General features: G+C 71.3%; 11 protein-coding genes. 3 read left to right on the forward strand and 8 right to left on the reverse strand.

Annotated elements, in window-relative coordinates:
- Positions 1-43: 43 nt before the first annotated feature.
- The gene (locus tag EAD98_RS04680; protein ID WP_121652839.1) at positions 44-2,416 is read right to left on the reverse strand and encodes a bifunctional diguanylate cyclase/phosphodiesterase; all 2,373 of its coding nucleotides are present in this window, start codon (positions 2,414-2,416) and stop codon (positions 44-46) included.
- Between the two features lie 110 nt (positions 2,417-2,526).
- Between EAD98_RS04680 and ilvD the strand changes: the two genes are divergently transcribed.
- Positions 2,527-4,374 (forward strand): dihydroxy-acid dehydratase, encoded by a 1,848-nt coding sequence (ilvD, locus tag EAD98_RS04685; RefSeq protein WP_121652847.1) that lies wholly within the window; start codon positions 2,527-2,529, stop codon positions 4,372-4,374.
- Positions 4,375-4,403: 29 nt separating this feature from the next.
- On the opposite strand, the gene EAD98_RS04690 is transcribed toward ilvD, so the two are convergent.
- Together EAD98_RS04690 and EAD98_RS04695 are read right to left on the reverse strand one after the other, a co-directional pair.
- Positions 4,404-4,940 carry a hypothetical protein gene (locus tag EAD98_RS04690; protein ID WP_121652840.1) on the reverse strand — a complete coding sequence of 179 codons (537 nt, stop codon included), beginning with the start codon at positions 4,938-4,940 and terminating at the stop codon, positions 4,404-4,406.
- Positions 4,941-4,955: 15 nt separating this feature from the next.
- Positions 4,956-5,495 (reverse strand): hypothetical protein, encoded by a 540-nt coding sequence (locus EAD98_RS04695; protein ID WP_121652841.1) that lies wholly within the window; start codon positions 5,493-5,495, stop codon positions 4,956-4,958.
- A gap of 352 nt (positions 5,496-5,847) precedes the next feature.
- On the opposite strand from EAD98_RS04695, the gene EAD98_RS04700 reads away from it, so the two are divergent.
- Positions 5,848-7,245: a stress response protein gene (locus tag EAD98_RS04700; RefSeq protein WP_121652842.1), complete on the forward strand. Its 1,398-nt coding sequence runs from the start codon at positions 5,848-5,850 to the stop codon at positions 7,243-7,245.
- A 173-nt stretch (positions 7,246-7,418) separates the two neighbouring features.
- Here EAD98_RS04700 and EAD98_RS04705 read toward each other — a convergent pair whose 3' ends face one another.
- The 4 genes from EAD98_RS04705 to EAD98_RS04720 all read right to left on the reverse strand — a co-directional run bounded on the left by EAD98_RS04705 (position 7,419) and on the right by EAD98_RS04720 (position 13,161).
- Positions 7,419-9,869, reverse strand: a complete 2,451-nt coding sequence (locus EAD98_RS04705) for a glycoside hydrolase family 2 protein (RefSeq protein ID WP_121652843.1) — start codon at positions 9,867-9,869, stop codon at positions 7,419-7,421.
- Entirely contained in the window at positions 9,866-10,708 is an 843-nt protein-coding gene (locus EAD98_RS04710; protein ID WP_121652848.1) for a carbohydrate ABC transporter permease, read from the reverse strand. The genes EAD98_RS04705 and EAD98_RS04710 overlap by 4 nt, the downstream gene beginning before the upstream one ends.
- A 65-nt stretch (positions 10,709-10,773) precedes the next feature.
- The gene (locus EAD98_RS04715) at positions 10,774-11,793 is read right to left on the reverse strand and encodes a carbohydrate ABC transporter permease (RefSeq protein ID WP_121652844.1); all 1,020 of its coding nucleotides are present in this window, start codon (positions 11,791-11,793) and stop codon (positions 10,774-10,776) included.
- A gap of 87 nt (positions 11,794-11,880) precedes the next feature.
- The gene (locus EAD98_RS04720; protein ID WP_121652845.1) at positions 11,881-13,161 is read right to left on the reverse strand and encodes an extracellular solute-binding protein; all 1,281 of its coding nucleotides are present in this window, start codon (positions 13,159-13,161) and stop codon (positions 11,881-11,883) included.
- A gap of 413 nt (positions 13,162-13,574) precedes the next feature.
- Between EAD98_RS04720 and EAD98_RS04725 the strand changes: the two genes are divergently transcribed.
- A complete protein-coding gene (locus EAD98_RS04725; RefSeq protein WP_121652846.1) occupies positions 13,575-14,594 on the forward strand; it encodes a LacI family DNA-binding transcriptional regulator in 1,020 nt (339 codons plus the stop codon).
- 21 nt (positions 14,595-14,615) lie between these two features.
- Here EAD98_RS04725 and EAD98_RS31460 read toward each other — a convergent pair.
- Positions 14,616-16,431 (reverse strand): GGDEF domain-containing phosphodiesterase (locus tag EAD98_RS31460; RefSeq protein ID WP_147457331.1); only part of this gene is annotated, 1,816 nt, incomplete at its 5' end.

The following is a 16,431-nucleotide window of genomic DNA, read 5'->3' on the forward strand; positions in this document are numbered from 1 at the left end:
CGCTCAGGTAAGTACTCGCAGCGACCGGTACGACGACATGCGGCTAAGCCTGACGCATCTCACGCGATGAGTCAACTGATCCCACATGTTGGTTAACGGAGCGCGGCGCGTCGGGCGGCGACGCGCCCTCGGCCACCGGGATGACCTGCCCGGACCCGCCCGGAACCCGGCGTGGCGTGGGCAGCGGGGCGGGACGCGCGCCCGGCGAGGTGGCCGCCTCCAACATCGCCTCCAGGTGCTCGGCCGGCACGCCCCAGCCGAAGAGCGCGCCCTGGCCGAACCGGCAACCGGCAGCCACCACCGCGGCCAGCTCGGTGGGGGTGGTGACCCCCTCGGCGATCACCTCCAGCCCCAGCTGGTGGCCCAGTCGCATGACGATGTCGACCATCGGCGCGAACGCCGGACCGTCCGCGCCGACCGGGCGGACCGGCTCGTGCTCGGCTACCAGGCTGTGGTCGATCTTCAGGATGTCGATCGGCAGCCGGCGCAGTTGCCCCAGTGACGAGTAGCCGGCGCCGAAATCGTCCAGCGCGATCCGTACGCCGGTCAGCCGCAGCGCGGTCAGCCGCCGGATCAGCTCGTCCAGGTCGGTGGCGACCGCGTGCTCGGTGACCTCCAGCACCAGCCGCTGCGGCGGCACGTGGTGGGCGCGCAGCGCCTCGGCGACCTGGACCACGTACTCCGGGGCGTGCAGCTCGCGCGGGGAGACGTTCACCGAGACCCAGACGTCGTGCCCGTCGGCCAGCCAGCGGGAGAGCTGGTAGCAGGCCTGGTGCAGCACCCAGGCGCCGAGGGTGGCGATCATGCCGCACTCCTCGGCCAGCGGGATGAACTCGTCCGGGCGGACGTTACCCAGCTCGGGGTGGTGCCAGCGGAGCAGCGCCTCGGCGCCGACCGGCCGCACCGACGGCAGCGAGGCCACCGGCTGGAAGGCCAGCCGCAGCTCGTCGCGGTCGATGGCGCCGCGCAGCTCGTGCTCCAGCGTGGTGCGCCGGCGCAGCAGCTGGTCGTACGTGGCGTCGTAGCGCTCGATCCGGTTCTTGCCGCGCTGCTTGGCGTAGCGCAGCGCAAGGTCGGCGTGGCGCAGCAGCAACTCCACGTCCGGCTCGCCGGCCCACCCGGCCACCCCGATGCTCACCGACAGGAAGACGGGCCCTTCCGGCTGGTCGTACGGCCGGTTGAGCACTCCGAGCAGCCGCTCGGCGACCCGATCCGCGTCGGCGGGCCGCCCCGCCATGAGCACGGCGAACTCGTCGCCGCCGAGCCGGGCCGCCACGTCGCCGGGACGCAGGTTGCCGCGCAGCCGCCGACCCACCTCGGCCAGCACGGCGTCGCCCACGTCGTGGCCGCGCATGTCGTTGACGTTCTTGAAGCCGTCCAGGTCCAGACCGAGCAGCACACACGGGGCGCCCGCCGCCGCGCTGTCGTGCAGCGCGCGCAGCAGCCCGCGCCGGTTGGCCAACGCGGTCAGCGGGTCGGTGTGCGCCAGCTCGCGGAAGTGCGCCTCCCGCTCGGCCAGCCGGTCGGCGTAGTTGCGGACGTCCTTGAGGGTCAGGTACTGCCGGGCCACCAGGGCGAAGCCCTCCACGCTGCCGGCGACGATGCCCGCCGCGGTGAACCGGCCGTCCTGGAGGAGGTGGTACATCGCCGAGGCGGCCATCGCCAGCATCGGGGCGATCGCGTACTCGCCGTCGCGACCGATCAGGTCCAGGTCGACCTGCCCCGGCCGGTCGGCGCGGTGCACCGCGAGCGCGACGGTCAGCAGACCGGCGGCGAGCACCGCCGCGCCGGTCAGCGCCATGCTCGGGCCGGCCTGGCAGAGCCCGGCGGCGAGACCCAGCCCGCCGCAGGTCACCGCGCTGATGCCGGCGCCGAGTGCGGCCAGCCGCCGACGGGGGGCGGCGGCCCGGAAGACGACGATCACGCAGAGCCCGGCGCTGAGCGCGGCGCTCACCGTGGCCAGCAGGATCGCCGGGCAGGCCATCGGGGTGGCTGCGCCGAGCAGCCGGGTCGGCTCGGAGAAGAGCACCCAGCCGACGAACCACAGCGCCGCGGCCATGATCAACCCGTCCAGGGCGAGCCGGGCGGTCCCCGCCGCCGTCGCGGCCAGACCGGGCAGCCGGAGCAGGCCGGCGGCGAAGGCCAGCCCGCTCACCGCCGTGCCGATCGCCACCGCGGTGGCCCACCCGGTGCGCTGCCCCTGCTCGTGCGCCCAGTGCTCGCCGATGGCGAGCGTCGTCCCCACCCCGACCAGGAGGCTGAGCAGGGCGGCACCGGCAGCGGCCACGAGCAGCACGTGCGCCGGCCGACGGGGCCCGGTGCGCCGCCGGGCGACCACGGTCAGCAGTGCGGCGGCGGCAGCGGCGACGAGCCCACTCAGCGCCGCCACAGCGACCATGCCCGGGGGGAAGTGCACGCACTCAAGAGTGCCGGATGCGCGCTCGCCGTGGGGACCTGGTGTGCATCTGTTGGGACACGGCGCCCGCTGCGGACAGCCGACGCGCCGGCGGTGTCATGCTGGTACGCATGCCTGAGCTGCGGTCGAGGACCTCCACACACGGTCGGACGATGGCCGGCGCCCGGGCCCTCTGGCGGGCCACCGGGATGACCGACGACGATTTCGGCAAGCCGATCGTCGCCATCGCCAACAGTTTCACCCAGTTCGTGCCGGGTCACGTACACCTCAAGGACATGGGCGGCCTCGTCGCCGACGCGGTGGCCGAGGCCGGCGGGGTGGGGCGGGAGTTCAACACCATCGCGGTCGACGACGGCATCGCGATGGGCCACGGCGGCATGCTCTACTCGCTGCCCAGCCGCGAGCTGATCGCCGACGCGGTCGAGTACATGGTCAACGCGCACTGCGCGGACGCCCTGGTCTGCATCTCCAACTGCGACAAGATCACCCCCGGCATGCTGCTGGCCGCGCTGCGGCTCAACATCCCGACCGTCTTCGTCTCCGGTGGCCCGATGGAGGCCGGCAAGACGATGGCGATCGAAGGCGTCGTGCACAGCAAGATCGACCTTATCGACGCGATGATCGCCTCCTCCAACGAGGCGGTCACCGACGAGCAGCTCGGCGAGATCGAGCGCTCCGCCTGCCCCACCTGCGGCTCCTGCTCCGGCATGTTCACCGCCAACTCGATGAACTGCCTCACCGAGGCGATCGGGCTGGCGCTGCCCGGCAACGGCTCGACGCTCGCCACCCACGCCGCGCGCCGGTCGCTCTTCGTCGAGGCCGGCCGCACCGTCGTGGAAATCGCCAAGCGCTGGTACGACGGCGACGACGACTCGGTGCTACCCCGCACGGTCGCCTCCAAGGCGGCGTTCGAGAACGCGGTCGCCCTGGACGTGGCGATGGGCGGCTCCACCAACACGGTGCTGCACCTGCTCGCCGCCGCCCGCGAGGCGGAGCTGGACTTCGGCGTCGCCGACATCGACGCGATCTCCCGGCGGGTGCCCTGCCTGGCCAAGGTCGCGCCGAACTCACCGAATTACCACATGGAGGACGTGCACCGGGCCGGCGGCATCCCGGCGATCCTCGGCGAACTGGACCGGGCCGGGCAGCTCAACCGGGACGTGCACGCCGTGCACTCACCCTCGCTGGCGCAGTGGCTGACCGACTGGGACGTGCGCGGCGGATCGCCGACGCCGACGGCGGTCGAGCTGTTCCACGCCGCGCCGGGCGGGGTGCGCACCACCGAGCCGTTCTCCACCACCAACCGCTGGTCGTCGCTGGACACCGACGCGGCCGGCGGCTGCATCCGGGACCGCGAGCACGCGTACTCCGCCGACGGCGGGCTGGCCATCCTGCACGGCAACCTGGCACCGGAGGGCTGCGTGGTGAAGACCGCCGGCGTTCCGGACGACTGCCTGACCTTCCGCGGCCCGGCGAAGGTCTACGAGTCCCAGGACGACGCGGTTACGGCGATCCTGGCCAAGCAGGTGGTCGCCGGGGACGTGGTGGTGATCCGGTACGAGGGGCCCAAGGGCGGCCCCGGCATGCAGGAGATGCTCTACCCGACCTCGTTCCTCAAGGGCCGCGGGCTGGGCCGTTCCTGCGCGCTGCTCACCGACGGCCGCTTCTCCGGCGGCACCTCCGGCCTCTCCATCGGGCACGTCTCCCCCGAGGCGGCCTCCGGCGGGCTGATCGCCCTGGTCCGCGAGGGTGACGAGATCGTCATCGACATCCCGGGCCGGTCCATCGAGCTGAACGTGCCGTCCGACGAACTGGAGGCGCGACGGGTGGCCGAGGAGAAGCGCGACAAGCCGTACACCCCGACCGACCGGCAGCGGCCGGTGTCGGCGGCGCTGCGGGCGTACGCCTCGATGGCCACCTCGGCCAGCGACGGCGCCTACCGCCGCGTCCCGGAGTAGGCCTCGGGTCCCGGAGTAGGCCTCGGGTCTCAGTAGGCGAGAAGGGCGATGAGCAGCGAGGACAATCCGCCGACCAGGAGCACCACGCCGGTGCCGAGCCCGACCACGGCACTCACCGTCATCGCGCGGGCCCGGGCGACCGGGACCGCCGCGACGGCCACCACGGTGACCAGCGCGGCGACGACATGGATCAGCGGGTAGTCGAGCAGCGCCGCGACCGGGAAGAGATGCAGGCCCACGACGAGGGCGACCCAGGGGGCGCTCAGCTCACGGCGCCGTAGCAGGGCCAGCAACCCGACGCCGAGGGCGGCAACGCCAAATTCGATGCCGACGACGATGCCGAAGGTACGGCCGGTGTCGTCGTCGAAGACCGTGCCGTCCGACCAGTGACGCCAGCCGAGGAGAGCCCCGGCGGCAGCCGTGAGCAGCGAGAGAACCGAACCGGCGATCAGCACCGACCGCCACCGCTTCGGGGGCGCCTCCTGCGCCCAGCCGAACCAGCTGGAGGCGAAGAAGCCGAAGACGAACGCCGTCACCGCCGCGTCTCGAACATGTTCGGTGATCATCCGGCAGCATGTTACCTATCCGGTGGCGAGGTTGATGGCCACGCCGATCGGGACCGACGCCGCCAGCCCCGCGACCAACCACCACAGCTGCTCCCGGCGGGCGTGCCGCTGCGCCGACTGGAGCACGCCCTGGATCTCGGTCAGGGTGTTCGCCACCATCGTCAGGTCGTTGGCGCCCCGGGCCGGCTCGTCCGTGACCGACCGCCGCATTCCGTACTGGCGGAGCCGGCTGGTCGTCGACAACGTCAGCTGATGCCTGCGGACCCGCCGCGAGGCCAACACCAGCGACTCGGAATCCTCCAGGTCGTTGACGACGCCGCCGTAGCCACCGGGATCGTCGACGGCATCGGGTACGCCAACTCGGTGTAACTGCGACCAGCGCCGCCTCCGCCGGGCCTCCCACCACCACAGAACCCCGCCGCTGGCGAGCAGGACGAGGTTGGCGACGATCGGGACGATCGCCCACCAGCCGGTGACGAGGAAACCGACGGCGCCGACGGGGATCGACGTCAGGATGAGTGCCTTCGCCGCCGCTGTGCCGCTGGTCCCCCACATGCCTGTCATTGAAACGGTCCCGCCCGGCCGCCGCGACCCCTGCTATCCGGAACGCGACAGCGGCGGCCATCGGACGTCCCGGCGCGGTCGGCTGGTGTAGACAACCAGACGACGTCAATGACACATGGCTGACGAAGACGCAGTCGTCTGCGCGACAGAACTTGCCCGCAGACGACTCTCTAGCTGGTTTAGGGAGCCCCGACCAGCCGGCCATTGAAATCCCAGGGCTGCAAGGTTGGCTCGACGTGACGGTCAGCCAACTCTTCCTGATCGGTTGTGCCCCTGCAAGGACCCTGTTTCCGAACAGAAGACCGGTAACTTCTCGTAGAACTACCGCTACAAGGAGTTCTGGATGTCAGAGGAAACCTGGCTCTCCGCCCGCCTGATTCCCACGTCCGGCATTAACGGAGCGGAGGAACAGGAACGCCGGGCAACATCGGCTGTCCTAGCGGTCATGAGCGCAGTGCGGGAGTTTGGGCGTGTACTGACTCAGTCCGTCGGAGCACCGGCCGGAACCGTGCAGACGTTCATCGAGGTTCCCTTCAAGCTCGGTAACCAGCAGCTGTTTCCCGACGGCCTCATCCGCGTGAGCCGCGGTCAACGTCAGTGGACGGCCCTGGTGGAAGTCAAAACGGGTAGCAACCAGTTGCAGACCGAGCAGCTTGAGGCATACCTCGATGTTGCACGAGAACATGGCTTCGACGCCCTCATCACCATCTCGAACGAGATCGCTGCGATGGCGGGCCAGCACCCGACAGTGATCGACAGGCGGAAGCTCAAGAAGGTCACCTTGTTCCACCTCCCGTGGACCGAGATCCTCACGCAGGCGGTCATTCAGAAGGAGTACCGCGGGGTAGCCGACCCAGACCAGGCGTGGATTCTCGGCGAGCTGATCCGGTACCTGGAGCATCCGCGCTCGGGCGCGATGGAGTTCAGTGACATGGGGCCGGCGTGGGTGCCGGTCCGGGAAGCGGTAGCTGCTGGCACGCTACGAGCCACCGACGGCAGTGCCCACGCCATAGCCGGGCGGTTCGATGCCTTACTGCGCTATGCATGTCTGCGCCTGGGCAGGCGGCTCGGCACCGAGGTGACCCCCGCCCTGAGCCGCCGCGACCTCGCCGACCCGGCCTCACGAACACAGTCCCTCGTCGGCCAACTGACCTCGACCGGGACGCTGACCGGGGGGATCAAGATCCCCGGTTCGATCGGGCCGCTGCACATTACCGCTGACCTACGCGCAGGCCAGGTCACCTGCCACGTGGACATCGACGCACCACGCACCGGAAAGTCGACTACGAGAATCAACTGGCTGGTACGACAACTGAAGGACGCGCCGGACACCACCCGCATCGAGGCCTTCGCCATGCATGCCCGCGGCGGCACTGCCGACCTGCTCCGGGCGGTTCGGGAGGATCCTGCGATCCTGATCGGCGACCCCGGGCGGGAGTTGCGCGCCTTCCGGATCGCCCGGAGCACGACCGCCGGCACCAAACGTGGCAGTGGTCGGGGAGCGTTCATCGACTCGGTCCTGAACGCCGTTGACGACTTCTACGAACAGGTCATCCAGAACCTCAAACCCTGGATGCCGGCGCCACCACGGCTTCGTTCCCCTGAGGACGTCCAACCTGTGCAACCGGTCGCGGCGAGCCTGGTCTCGACAGCGATCTCTTCTCAGGACAGCCCAGAATTCACCGTACCTGGGATGCAGGAAATCGCTGACGGCCAGCATGGTCCACCAAGCGAGACATAGAGCCCAGGTGCAAAGCAGACGAATAGCGCTGCCGCATCCTGGCGCGCCATGTCGGCGCGCGGTCCCCGTGAAGCGTGATACCTCAGAGGCATAAAAATACCTCTGAGGTATCACGCTCATCCGACCGCTGGCCCCGGCGGAGCGACCGGCGGTCGCGAGCGCCTGGGGGGACGCTAGGGCGACGCGACGTCGTTGACGCAGCGCAGCACTGGGCGGGTGGTCAACGCCACCGGGTCCAACGCGGCGTCGGCGCGCACGGTGAGGGTGACCGACTCGCCCGGCAGCAGGGTGACCAGCGCATCGTCCACGGAGGCCGTCGGCTCCAGCCGGTCCGGAAAGAGGGTCAGGTCGCGCAGCACCGTGCGGGCGGTGACCCGGACCCGCTGCCCGCCGTCGACCGGCTCGACCGTCGCGTCCCAGGCCGCCGCCGGCCAGTCGACGTCGCGGTCCTCGGCGAAGAACCAGAGCGCCCGATCGGCGCTCTGCCCCGCCTCGGCGACCAGCAGCTCCCGCCGCTCCTCCTCCGGCTGGGCCAGCTCCGCCGGCAGCGCCAGCGTCACCGCCGAGTACGCGGGGACGTCCAGCTCCATCGTGGTCTTCGCCCGGGGCTCACCGGCGAGGGTCAGCCGGGTCACCGAGGTCGACGTCCGCCAGGGCGTGCCGCCGTCGTTGACCGCGACGAGCGCCAGACCGACGTCGCGGGGCTGGACGGTGAGCAGCCGGTCGGCGTACGCGTGGCGCAGCGCGTACCACAGCGGTTTACGCCGACCGTCACCGTCAACGGCCGACCAGGAGGTGACCGGCCAGCAGTCGTTGAGCTGCCAGACGATGGTGCCGGCGCAGACGTCCCGGTACGAGCGGAAGTGCTCCACCCCGAGCTGGATCGCCCGGGCCTGGTTGAGCTGCGTCAGGTAGTGCCAGTCGTCGAAGTCGGCCGGGGCGGGCAGGTGCGCGTCCAGGCCCCGCTGGAGCTTCGCGTCGCCGCCGGCCGCCTTCTGGTGGTGCGCCATGCCCGGTGAGTCGTGGGCGAGGGGTTCGTCGCTCAGCGCCCGGCGCAGGGTGGCGTACGCCGGCGGCGCCTGGTAGCCGAACTCGGCGACGAAGCGCGGCACGTACTCGCGGTACTTGGCGTAGTCGTCGGTGTTCCACACGTCCCAGATGTGTGTGGTGCCGTGCGCCGGGTCGTTGGGGTGGATCTCCTCGGTGCCCGACCAGGGGCTGCCCGGCCAGTACGGGCGGGTCGGGTCCAGCTCACCGACGATGCGGGGCAGCACGTCCAGGTAGTAGCCGCGCCCCCAGGTGCGCCCGGCGAGCGGCTCCTGCCAGTCCCAGTCGTGCCACCCCCAGATGTTCTCGTTGTTGCCGGTCCAGAGCACCAGCGACGGGTGGGGCGCCAGCCGGGTGACCTGCTCGGCGGCCTCGGCGGCCACCTCGCTGCCGAACGGCTCCTCCTCCGGGTACGCGGCGCAGGCGAACAGGAAGTCCTGCTGGACCAGCAGCCCCCGCTCGTCGGCGAGGTCGTAGAAGTCCGCCGACTCGTACCGGCCGCCGCCCCAGACCCGCAGCAGGTTGATGTTGGCCGCGGCGGCCTGGTCGAACCGCCCGGCCAGCCGTTCGCGGGTGACGCGGGTGGGGAACGCGTCGTCCGGGATCCAGTTGACCCCCCGCACGAACACCGGAACGTCGTTGACCGACAGCGCGAACGGGGTGCCGTGCTCATCGGGGGTGGTGTCCAGCCGGATCGAGCGGAAGCCGATCCGGCGGGACCAGGTGTCCAGGGTGTCGCCGTCCGGCGCGTGCAGGGTGACGTCCAGCGGGTGGCGCGCCTGCTCCCCGTACCCCCGGGGCCACCACAACGCGGGCTCGCGGACGGCGAGGGTCAGCACCGCCGTGCGCTGCCCGGCGGGAACGACCGCCTCGGCGCGGGCGCCGGCGACGGTGGCCCGGACGGTCAGCGGGACGTCCGCGACCCGCTCGACCTCGACGTGCACCTCGACCCGCCCGTCGCGGCCCTCCATCGTCACCAGCGGGCGGACGGTGGCCAGCCGGGCGGTGGACCAGGCGTGCAGGCCGATGTCCTGCCAGATGCCGGCGGTGACCAGCGTCGGTCCCCAGTCCCAGCCGAAGTTGCAGGCCATCTTGCGGATGAAGTGGAACGGCTCCGGGTAGGCGTTGGGCCGGTCGCCGAGCCGCTCCTGCTGCGCCTCTGCGTACCGGTAGGCCGAGGCGCACGTGACCACCAGGTCGTTGTCGCCGTCGCGCAGCAGCGGGCGGACGTCGAACCGGTAGCCGCGGTGCATGTTCTCGGTGCGGCCGACCTCGACACCGTTGACGGTCAGGGTGGCGACGGTGTCCAGGCCGGCGCAGACCAGGTCGACACGGTCGTGGTCGCCCGGCGGGCGGGAGAAGCTCGTCCGGTAGCTCCAGTCGGTGCGCCCGATCCAGGCCAGCGCCACCTCGTTGTCGTCGAGGTAGGGGTCGGGGATCAGGCCGGCGTCGAGCAGGTCGGTGTGCACGCAGCCGGGCACGGTGGCCGGCACGGAACGGTCGGCGATCTCCGCCGGGACCTGCGCTCCGGGCGCCGCCCGCAGGGTCCAGCCGTCGTGGAGTGCCTGTCGGCTCAAGATTTCACCGCACCTTCCATGATTCCGCGGACGATCTGGCGTCCACCGATGAACAGCATGATCAGCAGAGGGATGGTAGCCACGAACGCGCCGGCGAGCACCCGGCGGTAGATGACGTAGTTGCCGCTGGCCAGGTCGGAGATGGCGACCATCGAGGTCGGGTAGTTGGTGCCGCCGAGGGTGATCAGCGGCCACTGGAAGTCGTTCCAGGTGGACACGAAGGTGAGCAGGCCGAGCACCGCGAGGGCCGGCCGGATCGCCGGGAGGACGATGTTCCAGTAGACGCGCGTCGTCGTGGCGCCGTCCATCCGGGCCGACTCGACCAGCTCGTCGGGGACCGTGTTCAGGATGAACTGCCGCATGTAGAAGACGCCGAACGCGGTGACAAGGCCGGGCACGATGACCGCCAGCAGGGTGCCGTTCCAACCCAGCTTGCCCATCACGATGTACAGCGCGACGACGCCGAGCTGGTTCGGCACGGTGAGGGTGAGCACCACGAACAGCATCAGCCACCGGCTGCCGGCGAAGCGCAGCTTGGCGAAGGCGAACCCGGCCAGCGAGCAGAAGAACAGCATCGCGGCGGTCACCACCGTCGACACGATGACGCTGTTGACCAGCGAGGCGGCGAAGTAGACGTCCTGGAGGGAGAAGACCTCGTCCAGGTTGACCAGGAACCGGTCGCCGGGGATCACCGCGGGCGGGATCTGGGCCAGCGCCTCGTCGTTGCTGGTGGCGATGACGAACATCCAGTACAGCGGAAACGCCGCGAACAGCATGGTGGTGGCCAGCAGCAGGTACGTCCCGATGCCGGCCGGGGTGTCCTGCGGCGCGCGGCCCATCAGGGCGGCCCGCCTGCGGCGGCTCGTGGTGACCGCCGGCGGCGGCGGTGCGGTGTCGACGGCGCTCACCTGGATCGCCCTCCGGAGAGTCGGTTGGTCAACAGCGTGTTGATGCCCGCCACGACCAGGATGATCAGGAAGAGTGCCCAGCTCATGGCGGCCGCGTACCCGAGGTTCAGGTCCTTCCAGCCGACCTTGTAGATCAGCTGGGCGATGGTCTGCCACTCGCCGTTGGGCCCACCGGTGGCGGCCTGGGAGTTGAGGTCGAACAGCATCGGCTCGATGAAGAGCTGGAACCCGCCGATGGTGGAGAGGATGACGGTGAAGACGATCACCGGCTGGATCATCGGCACGGTGATCCGCCAGAGCTGACGCCACGGGCCGGCCCCGTCGACCGCGGCGGCCTCGTAGACGTCGCGCGGGATGGACTGCATGGCGGCCAGGTAGAGCAGGGCGTTGTAGCCGATCCACTTCCAGTTGACCATCGTGGCGATGGCGATCCAGGCGTGCAGCTTGTCGGCCCGCCAGTTGATCGGTTCGTCGCCGCCGATGCCGAACAGGCCGAGCACCCAGTTGGCCATCCCGAAGTCACGGGAGAAGAAGACGCTGAACACCATCGTCGAGGCGACGATCGGGGTGACGTACGGCAGCAGCACGCCCACCCGCCACCAGGTCTGCGCCCGCAGCCGGCGGTTGAGCAGCGAGGCGACGATCAGGGCGAGCAGCAGCTGCGGCACCGACGAGAGCAGGAAGATGCCGAAGGTGTTGTAGAGCGCGTTCCAGAAATCCTCGTCGCCGAAGAGCTGGCGGAAGTTGGCCAGGCCGGCCCAGCCGGTCAGCGTCGGGTCGTCCAGTCGATAGTTGCGCAGCGCGACGACGCCGTTGAAGACGAGCGGAAACAGCCCGAAGACCAGGAAGATCAGGAAGAAGGGCGCGATCAACACGTACGGCATGTAGCGCATGTCGAAGCGGTACAGCCGGTCCCGCCAGCTGGGTCGGCGGTGGTCCGGGTCGGTGCCGTGGCCGTGCCGCCCGGTGGCGGCTCGGCGGCCCGACGACGCGGGCGCGGCGCGGGTGGTGGACATCGGGACACTCCAGGGCCGAAGAGACGGGGTACGCACGCGGGCGGCGCGGGGGCGGCGTGGTGTCCGGCGCGCCCCCGCGCCGACGGCTCAGGAGGTACTGGCCTTCTCGGCTTCCTTGACCGCCTCGGCCCAGGCGGCCTCGGGCTTGAGGGTCTTGTTCTGCACACGGGTCAGCACGTTCTCCACCGCCACCCGGGTCGGGCCGTTCTTCTTGCCCAGGTACTGCGGCGTGAGGCCCTGCGCCATCTTCGGGAAGATCTGCCCGACCGGCGCGTTGCTGAAGAACGGGTTCGTGAAGTCCGCGATCGCCGGGTCGCTGTAGAGGGCCGGCTGCGAGGGCAGGTTGCCGACCTTCTTGAAGATCTCGATCTGCTGCTCCGGCTGCACCAGCCACTCCAGCAGCTTGTACGCCTCATCGACGTGCTTGCTCTGCTTGGGGATGGTCAGGAACGAGCCGCCCCAGTTGCCGCCGCCACCGGGCACCGCGGCGATGTCCCACTTGCCCTGGGTGCCGGGTGCGGTGTCCTTGATGTGCCCGAGCATCCACGCCGGGCAGGCGAGCACCGCGAAGGAGCCGCTGGTGAAGCCCTTGTCCCAGTCGGCCTGGAAGCTGGCCAGGTTAGCGGAGAGGCCGGCCTGGATCGCCTTGATGGTGTAGTCGAAGGCGACCTTCGGACCCTGCTCCATCTGGAGCTGGTCCTGCTCGTTGTAGAAGCCGACCGGCTGCTGGCCGAGGATCGGGTTGAACAGGTTGCTGCCGGCGTCGATGAACTTCTTGTTGGTCTTGCCGGTGTACTGCTGGCCGACCTCGATGAACCTGTCCCAGGTGGGCCAGAGGGCGGAGACCTGGTCGCGCTCGGTGGGCAGCCCGGCGGCCTTGAACAGGTCGGTGCGGTAGCACATGGCCAGGCCACCGGTGTCGGTGCCGAGGCCGATCTGGGTCTTGCCGTCGGCGGAGAGCGACTGCTTCCACTTCCACGGCAGGTACTTGCTCTCGTACGAGCCGGCGCCCTTGTCCAGCAGGTTGACGAACTTGTCCGACTGGCTGCGGAACTGCACCATGAAGCCCTCGTCGATGGCCGCGATGTCCGCCGCGCCGGAACCGGCGACCAGCTTCTTCTGCAGGTCCTCGTGCTGGGCGTTGTACTCGCCGGAGTTCAGCTGGATCTTGACGTTCGGGTTGGCCGCCTCGTACTTCGTCTTGAGGTCCTGGAGGCCGAAGTCACCCCAGAAGTTGATCTTCAGGGTGACCTGACCGTCCGCCGCGTCGGAATCCTGCCCGCTCTTGCCGCTGCACGCGGCGACCAGGGCGAGGCCGACCGTGCCCGCGGTGACCGCGCGGGCCCACCGGGTCCAGGACCGTTTCATGGCATCCTCCGAACAAGTGGGAACGCTCCCGGCATCGAGAGACGTTGACTGAACCGGATAAGTGAGGCCACCGTACGGGCCGGTTCCAGGGGTGTCAACGGCCTGTTTCGGCGGGCTCGTCCGATCAGCCCGGAGGCGTCTGTGGGAGCGCGAACAGGCGTGGTGGAGCGCTTTCCGCCGCAGCTCCGCACACCGAGCCGGGCCGGGAAACCGAGAGACCATCGGTACGCTGAACCGCGCAAGCCCGCTGCATCAGCCGACCGATTCGATCCCGAGCGTCCGGCCGTCGGCCGCCGGCAGCGGTTGCGCTAGGTTGAGCCCGCCGACACACCCTGCGGCGCGCCGACCGGGCCGAGCGTGGCGCGGCAGCCAGAAACCCGGCCCCTGTGGGCGGAGAGTGAAGGAGCACGCCGGTGAAGCGGCCGACCATCGCCGACGTCGCCCGACGCGCCGGGGTGTCCAAGGGCGCCGTGTCGTACGCGCTGAACGGGCAGCCCGGCGTCTCCGAAGCCACCCGGCAGCGCATCCTGGCCATCGCCGCCGAGATCGGGTTCAGCCCGAGCAGCGCCGCGCGGGCGCTCTCCGGCGCCACCGCCGAGGCGGTCGGCCTGGCCCTGTGCCGGCCGGCCCGGATACTGGGCATCGAGCCGTTCTTCATGGAGCTGATCAGCGGCGTCGAGGCGGAACTCTCCGCCCGCTCGTACGCGCTGACCCTCCAGGTGGTGGCCGACCAGGACGCCGAGATCGCGGTCTACCGGCGCTGGTGGGGCGAGCGCCGGGTGGACGGCGTGCTCGTCTGCGACCTGCGCACCGACGACCGCCGCATCCCCGCCCTCGAACAGCTCCAACTGCCGGCGGTGGTGATCGGCGGGCCGGGCGGCACCGGCGACCTGGCCAGCGTCTGGTCCGACGACGCGGCCGCGCTGACCGAGGCGGTGGAGTACCTGGTCGCGCTCGGACACCGCCGCATCGCCCGGGTCGGCGGCCTGCCCGACCTGCGGCACACCGAGATCCGCACCGAGGCCTTCGCGGCGGTGTGCACGCGGCTCGGGCTGACCGACGCGGTCACCGTCTGGTCCGACTACACCGGCGAGGAGGGCGGACGGGCCACCCGCCGCCTGCTCAGCTCCGCGCAACGGCCCACCGCCGTCATCTACGACAACGACGTGATGGCCATCGCCGGGCTCTCCGTGGCCCAGGAGATGGGGCTCACCGTGCCGGGTGATCTGTCCATCGTGGCCTGGGACGACTCGCCGCTCTGCCGGCTGGTGCACCCGCCGCTGACCGCGTTGGGCCGCGACATCCCGGCGTACGGCGCACACGCCGCCCGGCAACTTCTCGCCGTCATCGCCGGGCAGACCGCGACCCGCGTCCAGGACGAGACGCCGCACCTCACCCCGCGCGGCAGCACCGCACCGCCGCGGACCAGGTGAACCGGTTCACCGCGGCGGGTGTCAGCGGGACGTCGAGGGAAACTCCTCGAAGTACGCCTCGACCCGCTCGGCCGTCGCCGGGCGGGCCAGCGCGAAGCCCTGCCCGTACCGGCAGCCGGCCCGGTGCGCCCCCTCGACCTGGCCCGGTGACTCCAACTCCTCGGCGACGATCTCCACTCCCAGCCGCTCACCGACGTTGACCACCACGTCGATCAGCGGCGGCTGCCCGTCCGGTCGGGCGCCCACCAACTCCGGGCCCACCTTGAGCAGGTCGATCGGCAGCCGGCGCAGCTGGGCCAGCGAGGCGTGTTCGGCACGGAAGTCGTCCAGCGCGGTGCGTACGCCCAGCGACCGCAGGCCGGCCAGCCGGGCCACCACCGTCGACAGGTCGGCGGCGACCCTCGGCTCGGCCACCTCCACCACCAGCCGCTCCGGCGACACCCCGTACGCGGCCAGCACGGCCGCGGCCCGCTGCACGAAGTCGGGCGTGGTCAACTCCCGGGTGGTGACGTTGACCGCCATCCACAACTCCCGGGTGCCCGCCGACCAGTCGGCCAACTGGCGGCAGGCCCGGTCCAGCACCCACCACTCCAGCTCGCCGACCAGGTCCAGGTCCTCGGCGACCGGCAACAACTCGGCCGGGAGCACCGTGCCGAGCACCGGGCTGCGCCAGCGCAGCAGCGCCTCGGCGCCCACCGGCTGCCGACCGGCCAGGTCGAGCACCGGCTGGTAGACCAGATCCAGCTCGCCGCGCGCTACCGCACCCGGCAGCTCACGTTCCAGGTCGAGCCGGCGAACCAGCTGCTCCTCCAGGAACGCGTCGTACCACTCGACCCGGTCGCGGCCCAGCTGCACGGCCCGCCGCCGGGCCAGCTCGGCCTGGCGCAGCACGTCCGCCGGCCCGGCGCCGCTCACCTCGGCCAGCCCGATGCTCGCCTGCACCCGCAGCACCGATCCGGCCAGCCGGTAGGGCGGGGTGAGCGCGGTCAGCAGCCGGGTGCCCAACGCGTACGCCAGCACCGGTCCGGCGGCGGTGACCACCGCGAAGCCGGTACCCGCGCACCCGGTGACCAGGTCGCCGGGCGCGACGACGGCGCGGGCCCGGATGACGGCCTCGGCCAGCACGTCCTCCCTGGCCGCCGGGCCGATCCCGTCCGCGCCGTGCAGGTCGACCAGCAGCAGCGCGCCGGCCGGCGCCGGCACGTCGCCGATCGCGGCTAGGGCGTCCAGCAGGGCCGTGCGGTTGCCCGGACCGGCCCCGGCCGGCGCGGACCGGGAACTGAGCGCCGACCAGGACACCTCGCCGTCGGGCGACCAGGCCGAGCCGGGGCCGTTCGAGGTGGCCGGCCCGTCGTCCGGCGCGCCGAGCCAGCGGGTCGCACGGCGGTGGCGGACCGCCCGGCCGGCACGCCGGCGGTGTGCGGCACGGCGGTCAGGGGTGGCCGCGTCGCCGGAGCGCAGCAACTCACGCAGCACCAGCGGCGGCACCGCGGCCACGGCCAGCAGCACGCTCATCCGGTCCGGCGAACGGCCGGCGCCTAGATGCAGACCCGCCGCCAGCAGCAGCAACGCGGCCGGAAGCACCGACCGGGGCCAGGCGGCGGGCCTACCCGCCGCCTCCACAGCGACGGCATCCATCGCGTCGCGCGCACCGAACGCGGTGAGCAGCATCCCGAGCACCAGCGGCGGTACGGCCACCAGGGCCGCCCGACCGGCCGGCGCGGGCGGCAGGGTGGCCAGCAGCGCCAGGCCGACCAGGGTGAGCAGAACCCCGCCCCGGCAGATCACCGCCCCCGAGCGCCGGTGCGGGCCGGTGAGCGCACTGAGCGCGGCCATG

The sequence above is a fragment of the Micromonospora sp. CV4 genome (assembly GCF_003667455.1).
Lineage (GTDB): Bacteria > Actinomycetota > Actinomycetes > Mycobacteriales > Micromonosporaceae > Micromonospora.